At 50.6% G+C, this 24,642-nt stretch carries 25 protein-coding genes; 8 read left to right on the top strand and 17 right to left on the bottom strand.

Annotation, left to right across the window (positions count from 1 at the left end):
- Window positions 1–68: 68 nt before the first annotated feature.
- Window positions 69–926: an SIS domain-containing protein gene (locus tag Q8A57_RS07340; protein ID WP_305170351.1), complete on the top strand. Its 858-nt coding sequence runs from the start codon at window positions 69–71 to the stop codon at window positions 924–926.
- Here the strand turns inward: Q8A57_RS07340 and Q8A57_RS07335 are convergent.
- The 17 genes from Q8A57_RS07335 to mnmG all read right to left on the bottom strand — a co-directional run bounded on the left by Q8A57_RS07335 (window position 923) and on the right by mnmG (window position 17,250).
- Complete coding sequence (locus Q8A57_RS07335; protein ID WP_305170350.1) at window positions 923–1,636, bottom strand: MBL fold metallo-hydrolase; 714 nt, start codon at window positions 1,634–1,636, stop codon at window positions 923–925. The genes Q8A57_RS07340 and Q8A57_RS07335 overlap by 4 nt on opposite strands.
- Before the next feature lie 3 nt (window positions 1,637–1,639).
- Window positions 1,640–2,452, bottom strand: a complete 813-nt coding sequence (locus Q8A57_RS07330) for a sulfite exporter TauE/SafE family protein (RefSeq protein ID WP_305170349.1) — start codon at window positions 2,450–2,452, stop codon at window positions 1,640–1,642.
- A gap of 72 nt (window positions 2,453–2,524) precedes the next feature.
- Complete coding sequence (gene glmS / locus Q8A57_RS07325) at window positions 2,525–4,354, bottom strand: glutamine--fructose-6-phosphate transaminase (isomerizing) (RefSeq protein ID WP_305170348.1); 1,830 nt, start codon at window positions 4,352–4,354, stop codon at window positions 2,525–2,527.
- A gap of 28 nt (window positions 4,355–4,382) precedes the next feature.
- Window positions 4,383–5,744 carry a bifunctional UDP-N-acetylglucosamine diphosphorylase/glucosamine-1-phosphate N-acetyltransferase GlmU gene (gene glmU / locus Q8A57_RS07320; protein WP_305170347.1) on the bottom strand — a complete coding sequence of 454 codons (1,362 nt, stop codon included), beginning with the start codon at window positions 5,742–5,744 and terminating at the stop codon, window positions 4,383–4,385.
- A gap of 145 nt (window positions 5,745–5,889) precedes the next feature.
- Entirely contained in the window at window positions 5,890–6,321 is a 432-nt protein-coding gene (locus Q8A57_RS07315) for a F0F1 ATP synthase subunit epsilon (protein ID WP_305170346.1), read from the bottom strand.
- A 24-nt stretch (window positions 6,322–6,345) separates the two neighbouring features.
- Window positions 6,346–7,746: a F0F1 ATP synthase subunit beta gene (gene atpD / locus Q8A57_RS07310; protein WP_305170345.1), complete on the bottom strand. Its 1,401-nt coding sequence runs from the start codon at window positions 7,744–7,746 to the stop codon at window positions 6,346–6,348.
- Between the two features lie 38 nt (window positions 7,747–7,784).
- Complete coding sequence (gene atpG / locus Q8A57_RS07305) at window positions 7,785–8,645, bottom strand: F0F1 ATP synthase subunit gamma (RefSeq protein ID WP_305170343.1); 861 nt, start codon at window positions 8,643–8,645, stop codon at window positions 7,785–7,787.
- Between the two features lie 48 nt (window positions 8,646–8,693).
- Window positions 8,694–10,238 (bottom strand): F0F1 ATP synthase subunit alpha, encoded by a 1,545-nt coding sequence (gene atpA, locus Q8A57_RS07300; protein WP_305170342.1) that lies wholly within the window; start codon window positions 10,236–10,238, stop codon window positions 8,694–8,696.
- Window positions 10,239–10,256: 18 nt separating this feature from the next.
- Window positions 10,257–10,793, bottom strand: a complete 537-nt coding sequence (locus Q8A57_RS07295) for a F0F1 ATP synthase subunit delta (protein WP_305170341.1) — start codon at window positions 10,791–10,793, stop codon at window positions 10,257–10,259.
- A gap of 12 nt (window positions 10,794–10,805) precedes the next feature.
- A complete protein-coding gene (locus Q8A57_RS07290) occupies window positions 10,806–11,276 on the bottom strand; it encodes a F0F1 ATP synthase subunit B (protein WP_305170340.1) in 471 nt (156 codons plus the stop codon).
- A gap of 48 nt (window positions 11,277–11,324) precedes the next feature.
- Complete coding sequence (gene atpE, locus Q8A57_RS07285; RefSeq protein WP_305170339.1) at window positions 11,325–11,564, bottom strand: F0F1 ATP synthase subunit C; 240 nt, start codon at window positions 11,562–11,564, stop codon at window positions 11,325–11,327.
- A 44-nt stretch (window positions 11,565–11,608) separates the two neighbouring features.
- Window positions 11,609–12,469: a F0F1 ATP synthase subunit A gene (gene atpB / locus Q8A57_RS07280; protein WP_305170337.1), complete on the bottom strand. Its 861-nt coding sequence runs from the start codon at window positions 12,467–12,469 to the stop codon at window positions 11,609–11,611.
- Between the two features lie 25 nt (window positions 12,470–12,494).
- Window positions 12,495–12,875, bottom strand: coding sequence for an ATP synthase subunit I (locus tag Q8A57_RS07275; protein ID WP_305170336.1), 381 nt, complete (start codon window positions 12,873–12,875; stop codon window positions 12,495–12,497).
- A gap of 183 nt (window positions 12,876–13,058) precedes the next feature.
- Window positions 13,059–13,928 carry a ParB/RepB/Spo0J family partition protein gene (locus Q8A57_RS07270; RefSeq protein WP_305170335.1) on the bottom strand — a complete coding sequence of 290 codons (870 nt, stop codon included), beginning with the start codon at window positions 13,926–13,928 and terminating at the stop codon, window positions 13,059–13,061.
- Between the two features lie 3 nt (window positions 13,929–13,931).
- Window positions 13,932–14,726: a ParA family protein gene (locus tag Q8A57_RS07265; protein WP_305170334.1), complete on the bottom strand. Its 795-nt coding sequence runs from the start codon at window positions 14,724–14,726 to the stop codon at window positions 13,932–13,934.
- Window positions 14,727–14,736: 10 nt separating this feature from the next.
- Entirely contained in the window at window positions 14,737–15,363 is a 627-nt protein-coding gene (rsmG, locus tag Q8A57_RS07260; protein WP_305170333.1) for a 16S rRNA (guanine(527)-N(7))-methyltransferase RsmG, read from the bottom strand.
- Window positions 15,364–15,366: 3 nt separating this feature from the next.
- Window positions 15,367–17,250, bottom strand: coding sequence for a tRNA uridine-5-carboxymethylaminomethyl(34) synthesis enzyme MnmG (gene mnmG, locus Q8A57_RS07255; protein ID WP_305170332.1), 1,884 nt, complete (start codon window positions 17,248–17,250; stop codon window positions 15,367–15,369).
- A gap of 580 nt (window positions 17,251–17,830) precedes the next feature.
- Here mnmG and rpmH point away from each other — a divergent pair.
- From rpmH to dnaN, 7 genes are all read left to right on the top strand, one after another.
- Window positions 17,831–17,965, top strand: a complete 135-nt coding sequence (gene rpmH / locus Q8A57_RS07250; protein ID WP_305170331.1) for a 50S ribosomal protein L34 — start codon at window positions 17,831–17,833, stop codon at window positions 17,963–17,965.
- A gap of 26 nt (window positions 17,966–17,991) precedes the next feature.
- Window positions 17,992–18,357 carry a ribonuclease P protein component gene (gene rnpA, locus Q8A57_RS07245; RefSeq protein ID WP_305170330.1) on the top strand — a complete coding sequence of 122 codons (366 nt, stop codon included), beginning with the start codon at window positions 17,992–17,994 and terminating at the stop codon, window positions 18,355–18,357.
- The gene (gene yidD, locus Q8A57_RS07240) at window positions 18,354–18,587 is read left to right on the top strand and encodes a membrane protein insertion efficiency factor YidD (RefSeq protein WP_305170329.1); all 234 of its coding nucleotides are present in this window, start codon (window positions 18,354–18,356) and stop codon (window positions 18,585–18,587) included. The genes rnpA and yidD overlap by 4 nt, the downstream gene beginning before the upstream one ends.
- Window positions 18,588–18,594: 7 nt before the next feature.
- Window positions 18,595–20,271: a membrane protein insertase YidC gene (gene yidC / locus Q8A57_RS07235; protein WP_305170328.1), complete on the top strand. Its 1,677-nt coding sequence runs from the start codon at window positions 18,595–18,597 to the stop codon at window positions 20,269–20,271.
- A 43-nt stretch (window positions 20,272–20,314) separates the two neighbouring features.
- Window positions 20,315–21,673 (top strand): tRNA uridine-5-carboxymethylaminomethyl(34) synthesis GTPase MnmE, encoded by a 1,359-nt coding sequence (gene mnmE, locus Q8A57_RS07230; RefSeq protein WP_305170326.1) that lies wholly within the window; start codon window positions 20,315–20,317, stop codon window positions 21,671–21,673.
- A gap of 339 nt (window positions 21,674–22,012) precedes the next feature.
- Window positions 22,013–23,428, top strand: a complete 1,416-nt coding sequence (gene dnaA / locus Q8A57_RS07225) for a chromosomal replication initiator protein DnaA (protein ID WP_305170325.1) — start codon at window positions 22,013–22,015, stop codon at window positions 23,426–23,428.
- Window positions 23,429–23,525: 97 nt separating this feature from the next.
- Window positions 23,526–24,629 (top strand): DNA polymerase III subunit beta, encoded by a 1,104-nt coding sequence (gene dnaN, locus Q8A57_RS07220; RefSeq protein ID WP_305170324.1) that lies wholly within the window; start codon window positions 23,526–23,528, stop codon window positions 24,627–24,629.
- The last annotated feature ends 13 nt before the right edge of the window (window positions 24,630–24,642 follow it).

Here is a 24,642-nt window from a genome sequence, read left to right as displayed (position 1 = left end):
TTTACTACAAAAATTCCAATTTTCTGTAAATTATTTACAATACAGTTCCTGACCTATTGGTAACTGCCATGAAACCCGCCGAACTCACCTGGGCCATCAGTAACAGCCTGCCAAACTTGCGCAAATCAGAGCGCAAGGTCGCCGAGTATATTCTGGCCAACCTGACCGATGTGATCCGTATGCGCATTGTAGACCTGGCAGAAAAAGCGGAAGTCAGCGAACCCACCGTGGTGCGTTTTTGCCGCGCTGTGGGCTGTGAGGGGTTCCAGGACTTCAAACTAGCACTGGCCCAGCAACTGGCCTCCAGTCCCAGCTACGGACAGATTGCCGTCACCGACAAGGATTCCATCGCCGAATATACCTTCAAGGTATTTGATTCCACCGTAGATACGCTGCTCAAAGTTCGGGATTCCCTGGACCTGGTGATGCTGGACCGAGCAGTAAAAGCCATCTGCGCCGCCAATCGTGTCGAGTTCTACGGGTTTGGTGCCTCTGCTGCGGTAGCATTCGACGGTCAGCACAAGTTCTTCCGGCTGCAGGTATCTGCCTCTGCCTATGCCGACCCCCATTTACAGAATATGTCAGCCACCTTTATGTCCCCTGGCGACGTGGTGATTGCCATATCCCAATCCGGCCGCACTACTACTCTGCTGAATGCCATCGAGCTGGTAAAAAAACGCGGCGCTGTGGTGATCGCTATCGCACCATCCGATTCGCCGGTGGCCAATGCCGCCACCATTCCACTGACCGTGGATGCCAAGGAAGATTTCCAGATCTACACGCCCCTGTCGTCTCGGATTGCCCACCTTGTCCTGATTGATGTACTGGCTATTGGCATTGCCCAGCACAAGGGTGGCCAGCTGCAGGAGCACCTGCTGGAAATGCAACGCGGCCTGGAAGAGTTGCGGGAATCTCCGGAAGCTTAGTCGGTGCTTGTTGGCCGAGATTTTCCACAACTGAGGTTAGCTGGCACCGCCACATCCATGAACTTGGGGTTTGGCAGATCAAGGTTGTTCATAAGCTCTATAAATGCTGATTTATCTGCCACCTGAAGGCGAGGGTTGAAGCGGCGCTCTTCGCCCAGGGTAGAGCGAGTCCAGCCCTTGTAATCGTGGGCCGGATACACCCAGGTATCTTCCGGGTAGTTGTCCAGCAAAGTCTGAAGACTGTCATAAAGTTGACCTGCATCACCATTTTGAAAATCCGTTCTGCCACAACCGCGGATAAACAGCGTATCCCCCGTAAAGAGATAGCCTTCTTCATCCGCTTTAACGTAGAGACACATTGAATCGTCTGTGTGGCCGGGCGTATAAATAGAAGTGAATGCCAACTCACCCAAGGGGATCTGGTCGCCATCAGTGATTTTTTTCGATGCACAGTTCATCAATGCATGGTCGTTGATCAGGGTCTCACAACCATATTCTTCCCTCAGACTACCCAGAGCTGTCACATGGTCAGCATGAACGTGGGTATCCAGTGCATACGCCAATTTCAGCTTCAGTTCTTTTAACAGTTGCCGGTAGCAAGGCATCCGCTCTACCACCGGATCGATCAGCAACGATTCGCGGCTTTTCTCATCAGCAACGAGGTAGGTGTAGGTCCAGGTCTCCCGATCAAACAGTTGTCTTAATAACATGACTTATCCTTTCACTAGAGTCTGTATTAGAACGCCGATCGCGAGTAACACCATTACCACAGCAAATAGTTTCTGTAATGTCGGCCCTGCCAAATAGCGCGCCAACCCGGTGCCCGCGAGCATACCAACAATGCCGCCAACGGCGATGGGGAGTAACAGGTTCAGGTCGGTGGACCCTCCGCTGACAACAAAAAGCACAAAACCTGACCCCGCCACCAGTGAAATTACCAGTATTGAAGTTGCCACCGCCTGATGGACACTGATTCCGGTGAGAAAAATCAACACCGGCACAATAACAAAACCACCACCGACGCCGAACACACCGGATAACACACCTGCCAGGATGGCAGCTAGTCCGAGTTGCAGAAAACAGCGGGGACCGGGTTTTCCATGGGTAAAACGACAAATGGGTGGCTTCACCTCTGCGCTGCCACCACCAGCCCTGACCACTGCAGTGGCCTCAGGCTGATCAGTGGCCTGGCGCCAGAGGCGGACTGCCACCGTAATAACCAGTAGAGCAAATAGGCCGAGCAACAGGGTTTCCGGTAAGCGGTGATTCAGATAGCTGCCCAGGGGAAGGGCTGCGATGGCGATCAGCGCAAAATACAGTCCAGGCAACCAGACAATTTCTCCGCTGCGCAGGCGGGCCATCAGGCCAATGATCGCCGCCATGGCGACTGCACCCAGAGACATTCCTGCTGCAGTCTGTACGGGTAGTGCAAGTAACCCAACCAGTAACGGCAAGGCCACCACAGAGCCTCCTGCACCCGTTAGGCCGAGAATGGCACCAATACAAAATCCGATGATGTAGGTCATCTATAACCAATGTGCTCCGTAAGCCACGACTTCTGCATCCGGGTCACCTAAAGCAAACCGTGCGTTGACGGCTTATTCGACTGTCACCGATTTGGCAAGATTACGGGGCTGATCAACGTCCGTGCCCTTCAGTACGGCAACATGATAGGACAGCAACTGTAGGGGCAGGGTATAGATGATGGCCTCCAGGCTTTCCGGCACATGGGGGATGCTCATCACGGTAACGTCGTCCTCATCTTCAAAACCAGCCGCCTTGTCAGCGAATACAAACAGCTGCCCGCCACGAGCTTTTACTTCGTGAAGGTTCGACTTCAGTTTTTCCAAGAGTTCGTTATTGGGTGCGACTGCCACCACCGGCATATCATTGTCAACCAGTGCCAGCGGCCCATGCTTTAGCTCACCGGAGGGGTAGGCTTCGGCATGTATATAGGAAATTTCCTTGAGCTTCAGCGCCCCCTCGAGAGCTACCGGATACTGAACCCCGCGTCCCAAAAAGAGCGCATGGTGCTTCTCTGCAAAACATTCAAAAGTCCGCTCAATATCCTTATCCAGCGCCAGCGTTTCACGACACAGGGAAGGCAATTGGTGTAATGCCTGTACCAGTTGCTTTTCTTTCTCTGTAGGCAGCCCTCGCTGTTTACCAAGGCCAATACACAGCAATTGCAGTGCTACCAACTGGGTAGTAAATGCCTTGGTTGATGCTACACCGATCTCAGGGCCAGCGTAGGTCATCAGCGACATATCCGACTCCCGCACCAGAGAACTGTTGGCCACATTACAAATCACCAGGCTCGCCAGATAATTAGCCTGTTTAGCTGCAGACAGCGCTGCCAGGGTATCTGCCGTTTCACCGGACTGGGATATGGTGACAAACAGTGTGTTTTCTGGCACAACCACCTGACGATAGCGATACTCGCTGGCGACCTCCACCTGACAGGGAATATCAGCCCATTCCTCCAGCCAATAACGCGCTACCAGTCCAGCATGGTAACTGGTACCACAGGCCACGATATGAACTCCCTGCACTTTAGGAAATATGGCACTGGCGTGTGTACCAAAGGCTTCCGGGAGCACGTGGCTGTCACTGATTCGACCTTGCAGAGTACCCTCCAGGACAGCGGGCTGCTCGAAGATCTCTTTCATCATATAGTGACGATACCCACCCTTGTCCGTAGCCGTGTCGTCGCCGGATAGTTTCACAATATCACGCTCTACTACGGTATTTTTCTGATCGAAAATACTGTATTTGCCTCCTTTCAGCTCTACCAGATCGCCATCAAGCAGGTACACAAAGCGATCCGTAACCTGACGCAAGGCCATCTGATCAGAAGCCAGGAAATTTTCTTCAATACCGACACCCACCACCAGCGGACTGCCTTTGCGCGTGCCAATCAGCACATCGGGTTCTGTGGTACAGATCACAGCCAGCGCATACGCACCCTCCAGCCGCTGCACGGACCGCTGCACGGCCTCTTTAAGTGAACTTGCTGAAGGCAACAGGTGATGAATCAGGTGTGCAACCACCTCCGTATCTGTATCCGAAACAAAATCGTAACCCTGCTCGGTGAGTTCCTGACGCAATTGCTGGTGATTTTCGATGATACCGTTGTGTACAACAGCAACGCCTCCCGAGATGTGTGGGTGGGCGTTTTTTTCATTGGGGACGCCATGGGTTGCCCAGCGGGTGTGGGCAATGCCCAGTGAGCCACGTGCCGGTTGTTCGACGATGCAGTCAACTAGTCCAGCAACCTTGCCAACCTTTTTGCGCACCTGAAGGCTGTCGCTTTTGTCTAGTACAGCGATACCGGCTGAGTCATAACCACGATATTCGAGACGTTTTAACCCCTCAATCAGAATTCCGGTGACGTTTCTCTGCGCCTGGGCGCCAACAATTCCACACATACTGTTATCCGCTATGACTTCCCTGACTTTAGGTTTTCTTAACCGGACGCTGCCAGCCTGTAATGTTTTTCTGCAAAGCTCGGGTCAAGCCCAGCTCTCCGTCGGGAATATCTTTCGTAATGGTCGATCCGGCTCCCACGGTTGCCATATTGCCAACCCGTACGGGTGCAACCAGAGAGGTATTTGAACCGATAAAAGCCTGATCGCCAATTTCGGTACGGTGTTTGTTGACGCCATCATAGTTGCAGGTGATGGTTCCGGCGCCCACATTGACGCTCTCTCCAAGCTCCGCATCGCCGACGTAACTCAGGTGGTTTATCTTGCTGCCTTTCCCCACACGGGTTTTCTTGGTTTCAACAAAATTGCCGATTTTGGCACCGTCTTCTAGGATCGTTCCGGGACGCAACCTGGCGAAGGGACCCACCACTGAACCCATGGCAACCTCAGCACCCTCAAGAATACTGTTGGCTTTAATCTCCACATGATCGGCGATGATACTGTTGCTTATGTGGCAGTTCGGCCCAATGGTGACGTGACTTCCGAGAACAACCTGCCCTTCAAATATGGTGTTTATATCAATGGATGTGTCCGTACCACAGACTAGCTCACCCCGCACATCAAAGCGAGTTGGATCCGCCAGGGTGACACCCTCTTTCATCAGGCGTTCTGCTTGCTGTCGCTGATAAAAGCGCTCTAGGGATGCCAATTGCTGACGATCATTGACTCCCAGGACTTCCTCAATAAGTGTCGGCTGCTGGGTATTGATGGAAATACTCTTTTCTACGGCCAGAGAAATAATATCGGTGAGATAGTATTCACCCTGTGCATTGTTGTTACCGATCTGTGGCAGCAACAATTTTAATTGGCGGGCTGGCAAAGCAAGTACGCCTGTATTTACCTCGCAGACTAAGCGCTGTTCGTCCGATGCATCCTTTTCTTCAACAATGGCTGCCACTTTACCCTGATCGTCGCGGAGTATTCGGCCGTATCCGGTGGGATCATTCAGTATGACCGTCAGCAGGGAGATACTATCTTTGGCTGTTGCAATCATCGATGACAGCGTGTCATGGCTGATAAGGGGTACGTCGCCGTACAAAATTAGGGCTGTACTCTCATCGCGCAGATTTGGAACTGCCTGCATCACGGCGTGAGCTGTGCCAAGCTGTTGCATCTGCTCGACAAAGGTAACAGCTCCTTGACCAACGCTGTTTTTAACCTCGTCAGCCCCATGGCCAGTCACTACTGTAATCTTGCTATCCGGCAAAGCAGAAGCGGTATCCAATACATGTTGCAAGAGCGTCTTGCCAGCCAGAGGGTGAAGCACTTTGGGCAGGGCAGACTTCATGCGTGTACCTTTGCCCGCTGCTAAAACTATTATGTCCGTGGCCATCGTACCCCCCTTTTTGAATGCAGGTATTTAATCAGGAAGTCGTGCTCTTTGCCATGTCAGTCCCGGCAAATGGCAGCTCTGTGGATAGTTTTTGAGCAAAAAAAAGGTGGCATATGCCACCTTTTTCAAGCGAGTTTCGGGTGTGTTATTTCTTGCCACCCATTTTCTTACGCAGTTGCTCGATCGTACGCAGCTGCGCTGCTGCTGCTGCTAGTTGTGAAGCAGCACGTGAATAATCGAACTCTCCAGTTTGGTTGGTGAGATCGCTTTCTGCCTGTTTCTTCGCTTCAAGGGCTGCAGCTTCGTCCAGATCATCTGCACGCAGCGCTGAATCCGCAAGAATGGAGATCCTGTTGGGTTGCACTTCCAGGAAGCCTCCGGAGAGATAATAAATCTCTTCTTCGCCATCCTGTTTGATGATGCGAACCGGCCCAGGCTTCAGATCTGTCAGCAACGCCGCGTGGCCAAAGGTAATACCCAGTTCACCCTGAGAACCCGAGGCAACAAGCATTTCAACAAGACCTGAAAACAGGGATTGTTCTGCGCTTACAATATCGCAGTGTACAGTCATAGCCATATCTTAACGCCTATATTATCGCGTTTACTTCATTTTCCCGGCTTTTTCGATAGCTTCATCAATGGTACCAACCATATAGAAAGCCTGCTCCGGCAGGTGATCGTAATCACCGTTAAGAATGCCCTGGAAGCCCGCAATGGTTTGTTTCAGAGAAACATACTTGCCTGGAGAACCGGTAAATACTTCTGCCACGTGGAAAGGTTGAGACAGGAAACGCTCGATCTTACGAGCACGAGCTACGACCTGCTTGTCTTCCTCGGACAGTTCGTCCATACCCAGAATGGCAATAATGTCTTTCAGCTCTTTATAGCGCTGCAGCACTGACTGTACACCGCGAGCGGTATCGTAGTGCTCCTGGCCAATAATGAGTGGATCCAGCTGGCGAGAGGTGGAATCCAGCGGATCTACCGCAGGATAAATACCCTTGGAAGCGATATCACGGCTAAGTACAACGGTCGAATCCAAGTGAGCAAAGGTGGTTGCTGGAGACGGGTCAGTCAAGTCATCCGCAGGTACGTATACCGCCTGTACCGACGTAATCGATCCAGTTTTAGTAGAAGTAATACGCTCCTGAAGAACACCCATTTCTTCCGCCAGAGTCGGCTGATAACCTACAGCAGATGGCATACGGCCCAGCAGTGCAGATACCTCAGTACCAGCGAGTGTATAACGGTAGATGTTATCCACGAACAGCAGCACGTCTTTGCCTTCATCACGGAATTTCTCAGCCATGGTCAAGCCGGTCAGTGCAACACGGAGACGGTTGCCGGGCGGCTCATTCATCTGGCCATAAACCATCGCCACTTTTGACTTGGCAAACTCTTCGACATTTACAACACCGGCTTCCTGCATTTCATGATAGAAGTCGTTACCCTCACGAGTACGCTCACCTACACCTGCGAATACTGACAGGCCGGAGTGCTCGGTAGCGATGTTGTTAATCAATTCCATCATGTTTACGGTCTTACCCACACCGGCACCACCGAACAGGCCAACCTTACCGCCCTTCGCAAACGGGCATACCAGGTCGATTACCTTGATACCTGTTTCCAGAAGGTCGGTTGAAGCCGCCAGTTCGTCATAAGCCGGTGGTTTACGGTGAATGGAGGCGCGCTCTTTTTCGCCGATGGGTCCCAGTTCATCAATGGGGTTACCCAGTACATCCATGATGCGACCGAGGGTTTCAAGACCTACAGGAACATTAACCGGTGCGTTGGTGTTGTTGACACCGAGACCACGGCTCATACCTTCTGAAGAACCCATAGCAATGGTACGAACCACGCCGTCACCCAGCTGCTGCTGAACTTCCAGGGTCAGACCTTTCTCCTCAACCTTCAATGCGTCATATACGTTGGGCACTTGATCGCGGGGAAATTCCACGTCAATTACCGCACCAATGATTTGCACGATACGTCCGCTACTCATGTCCGATTCCTCTTAAACTTAATCTTTAAAATCTTTCGTTAAACTGCTGCCGCACCGCTGACAATTTCTGACAGCTCTTGGGTAATCGCAGCTTGACGTGCCTTGTTGTAAAGCAGTTGCAACTCGTTGATCAGATCGCCAGCATTTTCGGTGGCGTTTTTCATTGCGATCATCCGGGCGGCCTGTTCACAAGCCTTGTTTTCAACGACTCCCTGGTAGACTTGTGATTCGATATAGCGAACCAGAAGACCATCCAGCAACTCCTTGGCATCGGGCTCATAGATATAGTCCCAGTGATGCTTCAGTTTGTCGTCTTCGATAGGTAAAAGTGGCAGTAACTGCAATACTGTCGGCTTCTGCGTCATGGTGTTTACAAATTCGTTGGAAACCACATAAAGCTTGTCGATTTTTCCGCCTTCGTAGGCGTCCAGCATAACCTTCACACCACCAATCAGATCCTGAGTAGATGGCTCATCACCCAGATCACGCACTGTCGCGACGATATTACCACCCAGACTTCCAAAGAATGACGCAGCCTTATTTCCAAGCACACACAGATCGATTTCTACACCCTGCTCCGACCAGCTCTTCATGGAGCGGATAACTTCCTTGAACAGGTTTGTGTTCAAGCCGCCGCACAATCCACGGTCAGTAGACACCACAATATAACCAACGCGTTTTATTTCACGCTGCTCGAGGTATTCGTGCTTGTATTCGGAGTCGGCATTGGCGATATGGCCAACAACTGAGCGAATACGGTCGGCGTAGGGCTTGCTGACTTCGCGGCGTTCCTGAGCGCGCCGCATTTTACTGGCGGCAACCATCTCCATTGCACTCGTAATCTTCTGAGTGCTCTGAATACTGTTGATTTTCGTTCTGACTTCTTTACCGACTGCCATAATTTAAGCCTTTCAGTCGGGGACAGCTTCCGCTGTCCCCATTAGAAATTACCAGGTTTGGGTGCTCACAAATTTTTCGAGCGCCGCCTTGTAACTGGCATCAATATCGTCGTTCCAGTCACCAGTCTCGTTAACCTTGCTCAGCAGATCACCATGCTCCGCTTTCATGTAAGAAAGCAGCGCCTGTTCGAAATCACCGATTTTGTTAACTTCAACTTCCTTCAGGTAGCCTTTGTCTGCTGCATATACCATCAGCGCCATCTCGGCCACACTCTGAGGTGAATACTGCTTCTGTTTCATCAGCTCGGTTACGCGCTCACCATGGTCCAGCTGGGCCTTGGTGGCCTCATCAAGATCAGAGGCAAACTGGGAAAATGCCGCCAGTTCACGGTACTGTGCGAGTGCGGTACGAATACCACCAGACAGTTTCTTCATGATCTTGGTCTGAGCCGCACCACCTACCCGAGATACAGAGATACCTGCGTTCATGGCAGGGCGGATGCCCGCGTTAAACATATCTGCCTCGAGGAAGATCTGACCATCGGTAATAGAAATTACGTTAGTCGGTACGAAGGCAGAAACGTCACCAGCCTGGGTTTCAATAACCGGCAGTGCCGTCAGCGAACCAGTTTGACCTTTAACTTCGCCGTTGGTGAATTTTTCTACGTAGTCGGCATTTACACGGGCTGCGCGTTCCAGCAAACGGGAGTGCAAATAGAAAACATCTCCCGGGTATGCTTCACGGCCCGGAGGGCGACGCAGCAACAGGGAGATCTGACGATAGGCCCAAGCCTGCTTGGTCAGATCATCATAAATGATCAATGCGTCCTGACCGCGATCGCGGTAGTACTCACCCATGGAGCAGCCAGCAAATGGTGCCAGAAACTGCATCGCTGCAGGATCGGATGCTGTCGCGGCAACCACAATGGTGTGCTCCATGGCGCCGTGCTCTTCCAACTTGCGCACAACTGCAGCAATAGAAGCGGCTTTCTGGCCAATAGCCACATAGATACACTTGATACCAGAATCTTTCTGGTTAATGATCGCATCAACAGCAATCGCTGTTTTACCAATCTGGCGGTCACCAATGATCAGCTCGCGCTGGCCACGGCCAATCGGCACCATGGAGTCAATGGCCTTCAAACCAATTTGTACTGGTTGATCAACCGACTGACGTGCAATTACACCTGGAGCAACCTTTTCAATTGCATCAGTTTCTTTTGCGTTGATTGGACCCTTGCCATCAATCGGATTACCCAGTGCATCAACGACGCGTCCTTCTAGTTCCGGACCAACCGGTACTTCAAGAATGCGACCTGTACAACGGGCTTTCTGACCTTCTGCCAGTGACTGGTAGTCACCGAGAATTACGGCACCGACAGAGTCACGCTCCAGGTTCAGTGCCATACCATAGACACCACCTTCGAATTCGATCATCTCACCATACATCACATCGGCAAGGCCGTGGATGCGGATGATACCGTCGGATACCGATACGATAGTACCTTCATTTTGCGCTTCAGATGAAACATCAAGATTATCGATTCTCTGCTTGATGATCTCACTGATTTCGGATGGATTCAGTTGCTGCATTTGCTCTGGTCCTCAATCCTAGGAATTTAATGCTTCGGCGAGTTTAGCCAAACGTCCGCGTATGGATCCATCAATGACGGTATCCCCAGCCCGTACCACTGCGCCAGCTATCAGGTTGCTGTCTACAGACACCTGCATATTGACGGTACGTTCCAGTTTCGCGCTTAGCGCACTGGCCAGCTTTTCTTGTTGTTCGTTACTGATAGCTGCAGCCGCGGTCACAGTCACCTCAAGGGTTTTCTCGCGATTGGCTCTCAGTACTTCGAACTGCTGATAAATATTTGGCAGTAGTTGCAGACGGCGATTTTCAGCCAAAACCTGAACAAAGTTCAGCGCTTTTGACGATAGGGAATCACCACAAATCTGTACCATTTTTTCTGCCTGCTGCGCCGCCGTATAACTGGGCGATCTCAGCAGTTTTTCCACTGCATCCTGTTGTGCTACGGCAGCGGCAACCGCAAGGCTGTCAGACCAGCCTTGCAGATCACCCGCGTCGGCGGCGAATTCAAACGCCGCTTTTGCATAGGGCCGAGCCAGAGTGCTCAATTCAGCCATGTCAAACCTCGGTTACAGCTGTGCTGCCAGATTATCGACCAGCTCGCGATTAACGTTTTCGTCGATGTTTGCCTGCAGGATTTTTTCAGCACCCGCAAGTGCCAGAACAGAAACCTGTTTGCGAAGCTCTTCTTTCGCACGGTTAACTTCCTGGTCAATCTCTGCCTGAGCAGCTTCTTTCAAACGATCGCCTTCAGCTTTCGCCTGTTGCTTCGCTTCATCTACGATCTGGCTTGCTCGCTTGTTAGCCTGCTCAAGAATAACCGCCGCTTCTTGCTTGGCTTCCTTGAGTTGCTCACCCGCTTTTTCCTGTGCCAGCTCGAGATCTCGAGAGGCACGGTCAGCAGCATCCAGACCATCAGCAATCTTCTTTTGCCGCTCTTCCATTGCACCGATAAGGGCAGTCCATACAAATTTCTTGCAGAACCATATGAAGAACAGGAAAGAAATCAGCTGCCCGAATAGGGTCAGGTTAATATTCACACCAACACCTCGTTCTTGGAGTTAAGTAAAAGAATCGGGATGTCAAAATTAAGCTGCGACACCTGGAGCAACAGCGAAGATCAGGTACATGCCGATACCCACACCGATCATGGGGATCGCATCGATCAGACCAGCAAGCAGGAACATTTTACCTTGCAGCATGGGACCCAATTCCGGTTGACGTGCGGTGCCTTCCAGCAGCTTGCCACCCAAGAGGCCCATACCAACAGCGGCACCCAGTGCGCCAAACCCAACCATAATTGCGGCTGCGATCATGATAAGTTCCATTTTTTTCTCCTAATACTAGAGTAAGTTATAAAGTTAAACGTAAATCAGTGATCTTCGTGCGCCATGCTCAGGTACACGATGGTCAAAACCATAAAAATAAATGCCTGCAGGGTGATGACCAGGATGTGGAATATCGCCCACCCCAACTGTAAAACACCACCGAACGTGCCCAGTATCAATCCCGCGCTATACATCATGGCAATCAGGATGAAAATCATTTCCCCGGCATACATATTACCGAAGAGCCGCAGACCCAGAGAGAAGGGCTTGGCCAGCAGGCCAACCAGCTCAAGGGCCAGGTTAATAGGGACGAATATCGCCTGTACCAGTGGGTTTTTTGCACTGAAAGGCTGAAGGGACAGTTCACCCAGGAATCCACCAACACCCTTCACTTTGATGCTGTAGTAGATAATCATCGAGAATACGGCCAAGGCCATGCCCAGGGTGATGTTGGGGTCAGTCGAAGGTACGATTTTCTGAAAGTGGACACCTGCCAGGCTCATCAAATACGGCACAACATCTACCGGTATCAAGTCCATCAGGTTCATCAGGAACACCCAAACGAAGATGGTCAGCGCCATCGGGGCAATCCAGGGGTTGCGGCCATGGAAGCTGTCTTTAACAGTCCCATCCACAAACTCAACCATCAGTTCTACAAAATTCTGCCAGCCGGTAGGAATACCTGTGGTCGCTCTTTTGGCTGCCCAACGGAACAACAAAGCGAAAACCAAACCCAGACCAATTGACCAGCCCAAGCTGTCCACATTGATTGCCATGAAGCCCATTTCTTTGGCTTCTGCAGCACTGTGCGCAAATCCCCAACCGTGCTCCGTATGACCAAACGTCAGGTTGGTCAGGTGGTGCTGAATATATTCTGTACCCGTCTGTTGCGTGTCGCCTGCCATTTCTTGTCTCTCAAACCAGCGAGGTCTATCTGTTAGCGTTCAATGCCTTAGCGGCATAAAACCACTGCACTATTACCATAGCGCCATACCCGAGAAACAATGCTGGCAAGTTTAATTCCTCAACATACTTAAATGTGAGGCCAAACAAAACCAACGTGAGCAACAACTTGCCCGTTTCTCCCCAGTATATGGCTCGCAGTATTTTAGGGGCCTGTCTGGCTCCCTGATAACGAAATGCCCATCGCGTGAAGTAGGCATGGGGCAACACATAAATAATGCCGCCAATCATCAGAGAGCTGGATAAGGTTACATCTATCGGTAGTGTGATCAACGTGGCAACCATGAGTATTGCCAGTTCTATCAGCGCTACGCGCCCTACCGGTGGTACCTTGATGGTAGCTTTCATAAAGTAGCTACCCCCCATCCGCGTTGTTTGCCTGAGCCCATAATTTCACCGACCCAAACGGGCGGCAATTATAGGTAGTCCAATTTTCAGATTCAACAAATCTTTGCCACTACTGGCCAGTTCCAGCACCTTTGCAGCAAATAATGGCAATTGATGTAACTTATGATTAATCACCAATGATCACTATTTGATATGGTCGAGTATCCCTTCGAGCTCATCGAGGCTGTTGTACTTCAAAACCAGTCTACCTTTTCCCTTGGTAGAGTGTTCAATGCGCACAGGAACACTCAGCTGTCCTTCAAGCCGCTCTTCAAGGCGCCTGATATCTGGATCCGTTTTCTTGTCATTCGTTTTTTCCGGCTGGTTCTGCTCGTGCTGCATGCGCTTCACCAGGTCTTCGATCTGTCGAACAGACATGCCACGCGCTACAGCCTGGCGGGCTGCCTCTATTTGACGATCTCCTTCCAGTCCGAGCAGCACTTTTGCATGACCCATTTCCAGATCACCGTGTTCCAGTAATTTTTGTACTTCTTCTGTGAGAGCCGTCAGTCGCAGAAAGTTGGCTACGCTGCTCCGGGATTTACCCACTGCCTGTGCAATCTGCTGTTGTGTTAGCCCGAACTCTTCCTGAAGGCGTATCAACGCCTGGGCTTCTTCCATGGCATTCAGGTCTTCGCGCTGGATATTTTCAATCAGCGCCATGGCCATAGCCGATTCGTCGGAAACATTTCTGATCAGGGCGGGAATGGTCTCCAGACCGGCCAGTTGCGAGGCGCGCCAGCGACGCTCTCCAGCGATGATTTCGTAGCTGTCCTCGCCCAGGGAGCGAACCACGATCGGCTGCATGACGCCCTGTGCCCGAATTGAGTCTGCCAGTTCTTCCAAGGCTTCCGGGTGCATATCCCTGCGTGGCTGATACTTGCCACGACGCATGAATTCAACCGGAAGCTCTTTCAGATGCTCGTTGTCCTGACCAGCCTCGCTGGTGGATGAGCTCTCCTCTACCCCAAGCAGAGCATCCAGACCGCGCCCCAAACCTTTTCTCTTGACCATAACTTAACCTGTAGTTCCCGTTTGCGCCCTGGCGGCTTTTTCTCTACGAATGATTTCTCCGGCGAGCCCCAGGTAAGCCAGCGCTCCCTTTGAATGTTTGTCGTAAACCAGTGCCGGCTGTCCGTAACTAGGCGCTTCCGCTAAACGTACATTGCGGGGTATCGCGATGCGGTATACACGATCGCCAAAATGCTGGCGTAACTGGCCTGTCACCTCGTTGGTCAGACTGTTGCGTGGGTCATACATGGTGCGAAGTATGCCCTGGACCTGCAATCCCGGGTTTAGGAACTGGCCTATTTTTCCGATGGTTCCTACAAGAGCCGATAAACCCTCCAGGGCATAATACTCACACTGCATCGGGATAATCACGCCATCACAAGCCACCAGCGAGTTTACTGTGAGCAGACTCAAGGATGGGGGGCAATCGACGATGATGTAATCGTAGTTCTGTTTCACTCTAGCCAGGGCGTGGCGCAATCGACTCTCCCGGCTAGGAAGTTTCAACAGCTCTACCTCGGCTGCAGTAAGATCACCATTTGCTGGCAGTACGTCAAAGGCTCCCGACTCACAGCGATGCAGGGCCTTTTCTGTCACTGTATCGCCCGTGAGTACATCGAGTACACTGATCGCCAGCAGGTTTTTGTTGATTCCACAACCCATGGTGGCATTACCCTGGGGATCCATATCCACCAACAAGATTCTTTTGTTGAAGGTGGCAAGGGATGCTGCCAAATTGACACTGGTGGTGGTTTTACCCACGCCTCCCTTCTGGTTGGCGATGGCAAATGTCTTGGTCAAAGCGGGGTCCTCAAGCAGGTGCTATCTCTACCAGGTGTCGCTGACCCTCCACCCCTGGCACTTCTAGCCGATGTGAGGCAATGACATTATAGTGTTTTGGCAACTCACTCAACTCCTGCTGGGGGTATTGGCCCTTCATCGCGTAATAGCGACCTCCAGTTGCCAGCAGGTGTGAACAATTTTCCACCATATCGAGCAGGCTGCTGAAAGCCCTGCTGATCACAGCATCAAAGTGTGTATCTGGTTGGTAAGCTTCAACCCGGCTCTGCACTTCTCGGACATTATCAAGGTTCAAGCTATTTCTTGCCTGAAACAGAAAGCGGGTTTTTTTGCCATTGCTGTCCAGCAGAGTGAACTTGCGGTCTGGAAAACAGATCGCCAGAGGGATACCAGGAAGGCCCGGCCCTGTCCCTACGTCGATCAGCTCATTGCCCTGAATATATTTGGCAATACTTAGGCTATCCAGTAGATGCAGGTATAACATTTCATGCGGATCTCGCACAGCCGTGAGGTTATATGCCCTGTTCCACTTTTGTAGCAGCGACAGGTAGTCCAGCAGTAATGCAACCTGCTGATCACAGAGGGGAAGTTCAAGCGCATCAAGGCCTGCCCGCAATTTAGAAGCCAAATCAGCCATACGTCAGGCTATTTTCTGCTCGGATACGGATTTCTTTTTAAGGTAAATCAGCAGCAATGAGATGGCCGCTGGGGTTACGCCAGGAATCCTGGACGCTCTGGCCAAGGTATCCGGTTGCGCCGCCGTCAGTTTCTGCTTGACCTCGTTGGATAATCCTTTCACCGAGTCATAGTCGAAATCTGCCGGTATCGGTGTATTTTCCTGGCGCTGCATGCGTTCGATTTCTTCCTGTTGGCGGTCGATATAGCCAGCGTATTTGGCATCAATTTCAACCTGTTCCGCCACATCACCAGGAATCATTTCTTCGTTCATTGTACTGATATCGCTATAGCCCAGTTCCGGACGCTTCAGCAAGTCATGCAGGCTGTACTCCCTGCTTAAGGTTGCCCCTGTTTTTTGCTCCAGCACACCAGCTTGCTCACTGCCCGGTTGTACCCAGGTGGTTCGCAGGCGTTGCTGCTCACGCTCTATCTGTTCGCGTTTTTTTGCAAAGGCCTGCCAACGGCTGTCATCCACGACACCGAGTTGCCGCCCGGTTTCTGTCAATCTGAGATCCGCATTATCCTGACGCAGTAAAAGACGATATTCGGCCCGGCTGGTAAACATCCGATAGGGTTCACGGGTACCCATGGTAATAAGATCATCGACTAGCACGCCGATATAGGCTTCGTCCCGGCGGGGACACCAGGGCTCTTTTCCCTGAACCAGAAGACCCGCATTGATGCCTGCCAGTAACCCCTGTGCCGCCGCTTCCTCATAGCCGGTGGTGCCATTGATCTGACCTGCGAAATACAGTCCGTTGATAAACTTGTTTTCCAGAGAATACTTCAGATCCTGAGGGTTGAAGAAATCGTACTCGATGGCATAGCCGGGCCTGGTGATATGGGCATTTTCAAATCCGGATATTGAGCGCACCAGTTGCATCTGCACATCAAAAGGCAAACTGGTAGAAATACCGTTAGGGTACAATTCGTGGGTACTCAAACCCTCCGGCTCAATGAAAATCTGGTGGCTTTCCTTATCGGCAAAGCGCACGACTTTGTCCTCGATGGATGGACAATAACGGGGGCCAATGCCTTCGATCACGCCGGTATACATGGGTGAGCGATCCATGCCGCTGCGAATAATGTCATGGGTGCGATCATTGGTGTAAGTCACATGGCAACAGGTTTGTTCCGGGTGCTCATCGACCGAACCGAGAAAAGACATGACCGGTTCCGGCTGGTCACCCCACTGTACCTGCAACCCAGTGAAGTCTACGCTCCGTGCATCAATACGCGGCGGGGTGCCTGTTTTCAACCGGTCGACACGCAAGGGTAACTCACGCAGTCGTTTCGCCAGACCAATGGATGGCGGGTCACCCGCTCTGCCACCGGCATAGTTTTCCAGCCCGATATGAATTTTTCCGCCCAGAAATGTTCCTGTCGTTAATACCACCGCCTGAGCCATAAATCGCAGGCCCATCTGGGTTACAACCCCGGTGACGCGATGATCGTCAACGATGAGATCTTCGGCTGACTGCTGAAAAATCCAGAGATTGGGCTGGTTTTCCAAAATACTCCGTATAGCCGCCTTGTAGAGCACTCTATCAGCCTGAGCCCGGGTTGCTCTCACTGCAGGCCCTTTGCGAGAGTTAAGAACCCGGAATTGTATGCCACCTAGATCGGTGGCCTTCGCCATGGCACCACCCAAAGCATCCACCTCTTTAACCAGGTGGCTCTTCCCAATACCACCAATGGCGGGATTACAGGACATCTGCCCCAACGTTTCGATGTTGTGCGTCAATAACAGGGTTTTGCAGCCCATTCTAGCTGCTGCAAGGCAGGCTTCCGTTCCGGCGTGGCCACCCCCAATGACAATGACATCAAAGTTGTCTGGATAGTCCATTGTGGGTAACACCTCAAGGGGAAGTGAAAAAGGGGCGCCATTATACGAAAGATTGACTAAAAAATAATCGCCTTTCGTTGAAGGTTTTTTCAGTATGAAGGAGATGAACTGATGATGTGAGTAAGATTATGAGCAAAGAAAAATAAATAGATATATATGTATAGATATATAAGTTCTTAAACTTATAGTTATATATAGAGGGAACACTTTCTGTGTAAAACACTTTTTTTGCTAATAAAAACAATCTTTTATCCCACTTAAAACCCTCGTAGTAACCTGCATGAAAGCTGCCTCTTACCCTTGAGTTAGTCGTGGATAAAAGGCCACTTTATCCCCAGAAAAGCCAGATGCAGAGTTATACACAATTTCATCCTGAGGTTATTCAGGGGTTTGTGCCCCCTATTACCCACAAGTTAATCAGTGGTGTGGGTAACCTGTGTTCATATGTGGATAACTTTGTGTATAACCAGGGTGGAGGAGATATTTTTGCCAACCCCATATGATTCGTTGATCTTGGGCAGGTTTTTCATTAAAATCGCCCGCCCTTTGCAAGGTATTACACAGTTAACGGAAGTCAGTCATGAAAAGAACATTTCAGCCCAGCGTGCTCAAGCGTAAACGTACTCACGGTTTCCGCGCTCGTATGGCCACCAAAAATGGCCGTCAGGTGATTAACCGCCGTCGTGCAAAAGGTCGTAAGCGCCTAGCGGCCTGATAGATATCATCTATCAGGGCAGACATGTGCCCGAGTTTACTTTTGGAAGAAATAAACGCCTACTGACAGCCCGGTCTTACCGGGCTGTTTTTGGTGACACGCGCTATAAGGTTGCTCACCCAAACCTGTTGCTGCTGGCAAGGCCCAATCAGTTCTCATACCCCAGGCTGGGTCTGGTGGTCGCCAAGAAAAATATCCGTCACGCAGTAGATCGCAACCGTGTAAAACGGGTGGCGCGCGAGACATTTCGCTCTGCCCAAGGTTATTTAGATTCACTTGATATCATTTTTCTAGCACGTCAGGGTCTCGATCAACTGACACACAGTGAGCAAACCAGCTTGCTTAATCAAAGCTGGCAGCGCCTGTGCCGAAAGCTGGAAGCGGAAAAATGATACGTGCTGCAATCATCTCTTTAATCAGAGGTTATCAATACCTTGTCAGCCCGCTTCTGGGTAATCGCTGTCGCTTTCACCCGACCTGTTCCTGTTATGCCATTGAAGCAGTAAATCACCACGGAACATTAAAAGGGGGTTATCTAACCCTGCGTCGGCTTATAAAATGTCACCCTTTTCACCCCGGGGGTTATGACCCGGTACCAGAACCAGAACAAACTCAGAGTTGAAATAACTATGGATTGGCAACGTTCGCTGCTTATTGGCGCCATGCTCGTGGTGCTTTACATGCTGTTCCTGGAATGGAACACATTTCAGGAAGCCCATAAGCCCCAACCAGACAATAGTATGGTTGAGGCGTTGGTACCGGAAACACCGGACCTGACTCCCGCGGCAGAATCGGCGAGTGACCTGCCGGAGGTTGTTGTCGATTCCAACACCCCGCAAACACCAACCCTTTCAGTTGAGCCGACAAAAAGCCGACTCGTTACCATCACTACAGATGTGTTGAAAGTCATCGTTGATACCCATGGTGGTGATATTGTTCGTATAGAACTACTCAAGCATTTGACGGAACTGGAAAACAGCACAGACCCGTTTATTCTGCTTAATCGCACTGCTACCACTACCTACATTGCCCAGAGTGGGCTGATTGGTCCCAATGGCACTGATACCAGTAAAAATCGCCCGATTTTCGCGGCGACATCAGACAGTTTTTCCATCGCTGCCGATCAACAAAGTCTTCAGGTCGATATGACCTATCAGCAGGGTGCCGTTTCTATCATCAAGCGCTATACCCTCAACCGTGGTGATTATCTGCTTGATGTCTCCTATCTGGTGGACAACAAGAGTGATCAGCCCTGGAAGGCGGCACTATTTGGTCAAATAAAGCGCGACAGCCATCAACCCCAGGCCACTAATGGTATGGGTATGAGCCCCTACCTGGGAGCGGCGTTGCGTACCACCGAAGAAAACTACAAAAAGTTGGATTTTGAAGACCTGCAAAAAGAGGCTTTCAAGGAAAACCTGACCGGAGGATGGGTGGCGATGATCCAGCACTACTTCATAAGTGCCTGGGTTCCTGATCAGACGGCCGTCAACCACTTTAATCTGCGCAAGCTTGGTAATCAGGATCTCTATGCGCTAGGTTTTACCTCTCCGCAGATTGATGTAGCCCCCGGCACAACAGGTGAACTGAAAGCCTCTTTTTATGCTGGTCCCAAGGATCAGTATCGGTTGGAGGAAATATCACCTTACCTGGACCTCACCGTCGATTATGGTTGGCTCTGGTGGGTCGCCAAACCCATCTTCTGGGTTCTTTACCATATACAGGGACTCATCGGTAATTGGGGTTGGTCGATCATTCTGCTGACAGTTCTTATCAAGTTGGCTTTTTTCAAGCTGTCGGCAACCAGTTATCGTTCAATGGCTAATATGCGGAAGCTGCAGCCAGAGATGGCACGTTTAAAAGACCTCTATGGAGATGATCGGCAAAAACTTTCCCAGGAAACAATGAATCTGTACAAACGGGAAAAAGTAAATCCCATGGGTGGCTGCCTGCCTATCCTTGTTCAGATGCCCGTCTTTATTTCCCTTTACTGGGTGCTGTTTGAAAGTGTTGAGTTACGTCACGCGCCGTGGATTCTCTGGATTAGTGATTTGTCAGTCAAAGACCCTTACTTCATCCTGCCACTGTTAATGGGTGCCAGCATGTTTGTACAGATGCGATTGAACCCAACGCCACCGGATCCCACCCAGGCGAAGATCATGCAGATGATGCCAATAGCATTTACTTTCTTCTTCATGTTCTTCCCAGCCGGCCTGGTTTTGTATTGGACGGTGAACAACCTGCTGTCCATTGCTCAGCAGTGGGTCATCACACGGCAGATTGAGGGCGCACCGGCAAAAAAATAAGATAGGGGCTCCTTCGGGAGCCCTTTTTCTTGGAGGTTGGGTTTTGGATCAAGATACCATTGTCGCAGTTGCCACGGCCCCCGGTAGGGGTGGTGTTGGTATTGTGCGGCTATCCGGCAAGAACATCCTGCCTTTTATATCGTCTATTGTAGGAAAAAATCTGGATCCGAGAAACGCCACATTTTGTGATTTCCTGGATTCAGGTAGAGAGGTAATTGATCAGGGGTTAGCCATTTATTTCAAGGCGCCAAACTCCTTTACCGGCGAGGATGTGTTGGAACTCCAGGGACATGGGGGGCCGGTAGTCCTCGACCTTCTGGTGAGACGCGCGCTATCTCTGGGTGCGCGATTGGCAGAGCCGGGTGAATTCACTAAACGGGCATTCCTTAATGACAAGCTTGATCTGGCTCAGGCAGAAGCGGTTGCTGATCTAATTGATGCTTCTTCCAGTGAGGCGGCTCGATGCGCTGTGCGATCTTTGCAGGGTGTTTTCTCAAACCGAATACATGAACTGGTTGAGGGATTGATATCCCTTCGGATTTACGTTGAAGGCGCTATCGACTTTCCAGAGGAGGAAATCGATTTCCTTGCCGATGGTCAGGTATTGACGCAGCTCTGCGTCCTAAATAAAAAGCTGAGTGAAGTGCTTAAACAGGCCCAACAGGGCAGTTTATTGCGCGATGGGATGACCGTGGTTATTGCCGGCAAACCCAACGCAGGCAAATCGAGCCTCCTCAATGCGCTTGCGGGTAGGGAGCGTGCCATCGTCACCGATATTGCCGGCACTACTCGCGATGTGTTGCGGGAGGAAATCAGTATTGATGGCATGCCATTGCATGTCATTGATACTGCGGGCCTGCGGGAGACAGGGGATATCGTCGAGATGGAGGGCATACGAAGAGCCTGGCAGGAAATCGAAAATGCAGACAGGGTGCTTTTTGTTATCGATAGTACGGAAGACTATTCCCTGCAGGCTAAGCAGATCTGGCCAGAGTTTTATGAGCGCTATCCTGATAAAACCAATATCAGTTTTATTCTGAACAAGGCTGACCTGTCGGGGTTACCCTGTGGTCTGGATGAAAGTGCCGCTACCCCGGTAATAGCGTTGTCGGCCAAAGGGGGCTTGGGGCTAGACGCCTTAATTACCCACCTCAAGGATTGTATGGGTTATACCGGTGGAGGTGGGGGAACATTTCTCGCACGACGCAGACACCTTGATGCTTTGCACCGGGCACAAACCAGCCTGGTAGCAGGCCATACCCAGCTGCAGGAGGCAGGAGCAGGGGAGCTGTTGGCGGAAGATCTCAGGCTGGCCCAGCAGGCCCTGGGCGAAATCACGGGCGAGTTCTCCGCAGATGATATGCTGGGTAGAATTTTTTCCAGTTTTTGTATTGGCAAGTGACTCTTGCTAGAGGCTCGGTCACCAAATTCTAAGAACCTAGCAAGAACAATACCTTAGAAGTTTCTCGACAGATAACCCCCTGCATGTCCACCAGATACCAACAGGTTATCCACAGGATGTGGTCAAAAAACAATCAAAAAATTATTTTTATCTGTGCATAATATAAGTCAATTGATATTTGGTAACCCAATGATAAACAACAAGTTATTATTTTGTGTTCCTTCGAAAAAATTATGAACAGGTGTGGATAAGCAGGGTTATTCCCGATAGACTATCGGCACAAAAAAGAGCGTAGCAGTTAGCGACAATCGAACGGATAAAACAAAAAAGGGGTTGGGCTTGGCACAAGTACTTTGGGAAAAATGTCTGGGTTGCTTGCAGGAAGAGCTACCCGCCCAACAATTCAATACCTGGATAAGACCCCTGACGCTGAATATTCCTGATGGCCAACCGGCCGCACCCGAAGACAGCACAAACAACATTCAACTCCTTGCCCCGAACCGGTTCGTCAAAGACTGGGTATCCGACAAGTTCCTTGATCGCATTGTTGAGCTATTCCAGCAGATTAGCGGTAAGCGTTGCTCAGTGACCGTGGAATCCGGAACGCTCTCACCGGCGGTGAAACTGCCACCGGTGGACATTCCAAAGGTAAATGCGCCCGTAATTGAAAGTACAACTCGCGTCCAGGTCGTTCCTGACACCCGAAATTCGGGAGTAGAAGGTGGGCTAAATCACCAAAGCAATATAAATGAAACGTTCACGTTTTCTTCATTTGTGGAGGGTAAATCCAACCAGTTGGCTTTAGCGGCATCCCGTCAGGTGGCAGAGAACCCGGGTAGTTCATATAACCCGCTCTTTATTTACGGAGGTGTTGGGCTCGGTAAAACGCACCTCATGCACGCGGTAGGGAATGCGCTTCGACAGCAAAAGCCCAACGCAAAAATTATTTATCTTCACTCAGAGCGTTTTGTTGCCGATATGGTAAAAGCTCTGCAGTTAAATGCCATCAATGATTTCAAACGGTTTTACCGTTCCGTTGATGCGCTGCTAATTGATGACATACAGTTTTTTGCTGGCAAAGAGCGATCCCAGGAAGAGTTCTTTCACACCTTCAATGCCTTGTTGGAAGGCGGGCAGCAAATGATCCTCACCTGTGACCGCTACCCCAAGGAAATAGATGGCTTGGAAGAGCGGCTGAAGTCTCGTTTCGGTTGGGGCCTAACCGTAGCTGTAGAGCCACCCGAGCTGGAAACCCGGGTGGCTATTCTGATCAAGAAAGCGCTGCAGGCTAAAGTTGAGCTACCCACGGATTCGGCTTTTTTTATTGCCCAGCGTCTGCGTTCTAATGTTCGAGAGCTAGAGGGTGCACTAAAAAGGGTGATAGCAAGCGCTCACTTCACAGGCAGGCCCATTGATATAGATCTTATCAGGGAGTCGTTGCGGGACCTGCTGGCGCTGCAGGACAAGTTGGTTACGATTGATAATATTCAACGAGTAGTCTCTGAATACTACAAGGTAAAGTTGTCAGAACTATTATCGAAAAGGCGTAGTCGTTCCATTGCCAGGCCTCGGCAGGTTGCCATGGCTCTGGCCAAAGAGCTCACCAGTCACAGCCTTCCGGAAATCGGAGAAGCTTTTGGTGGCCGCGACCACACCACGGTTTTGCATGCTTGCCGCAAGGTGAAAGAATTGCAGGAAACCAGTCGAGAAATCAGCGATGATATCAAGCAGTTGATGAGAACATTAACGACCTAAAAAGCTGATTAAATTAACGCCTGTCTTTGGTACATTTATCGCTCATAATAAGCAACCTCTTTACTTTTACTCTTCTAATAGTTGGGATGAATAACGGATGAAGTTCAGCGTATCGCGAGAAGAATTTTTAAAGCCGCTTCAGCTGGTAGTTGGTGTAGTAGAACGCCGTCAGACACTGCCAATCCTGTCCAATGTTTTGATCTCCTTAAAAGATGGTCGGCTATCTTTAACAGGTACTGACCTTGAAGTGGAAATCATCGGCCAACTCAAGATGGAGAGTATGTCCGACGAGGGAGAAATTACCGTACCAGCAAGAAAGCTGATGGATATTTGTCGTTCACTACCCGATGGAAGTGAGTTGTCCCTGCAGGAAGAAGCTGCGGGCCGTTTGCTCATTACTAGTGGTCGCAGTCGTTTTACTTTGTCCACACTCCCAGCCAGCGAATTCCCCAGTGTTGATGGTGGTCCAGGTAATTGCGAGTTCAACATTGATCAGGGCCTTTTTAAGCAGTTGCTGGACAGTACAGCATTTGCCATGGCACAGCAGGATGTCCGCTACTACCTTAATGGCATGTTGCTCGAAGTGGGCGACGGCCGTCTCAGGGCAGTGGCGACAGATGGCCACCGCCTCGCCATGAAAGATGCTTCATTGCCGGGAGTTGATCAGTCCCCGATCCAGGTCATTGTTCCGCGCAAGGCAGTTATAGAGTTATCCCGGCTGATGGGTGGAGAAGGAGAGGTTACGGTAGTTCTCGGTAATAACCATATCCGTGTCACCACCCCAGAGTGCTGTTTTACTTCAAAACTGGTTGATGGCTCCTATCCGGATTATGAGAGGGTTTTACCCAAGGGTGGAGACAAGCCATTAACTGGTAATCGTGAAGATCTTCGCCATGCCTTCAGTCGCACATCCATTCTTTCCAATGAAAAATATCGTGGCGTACGCTTAGTACTCGAAGATGGCGTATTGACCATGACGGCTAACAACCCTGAGCAGGAAGAGGCTCAGGAGGAAGTGGTGGTTAACTACAACTCCGGCGAGCTCGAGGTTGGCTTTAATGTCAGCTATATCATAGATGTTCTCAATGTGCTGAAAGGCAAGGATGTACGATTCGTGTTATCAGATGCCAACAGCAGTGCATTGATGCAGGATCCGGAAGACGAAAGCGCGGCTTATGTTGTCATGCCCATGCGTCTCTAAAAAAGTGGGTCCG

It is taken from the genome of Porticoccus litoralis (assembly GCF_030676955.1).
Taxonomy (GTDB): Bacteria; Pseudomonadota; Gammaproteobacteria; order Pseudomonadales; family Porticoccaceae; genus Porticoccus; species Porticoccus litoralis.
The sequence above is the reverse complement of the archived record's forward strand: the minus strand, read 5'-3'. Positions and strand labels throughout refer to the sequence as shown.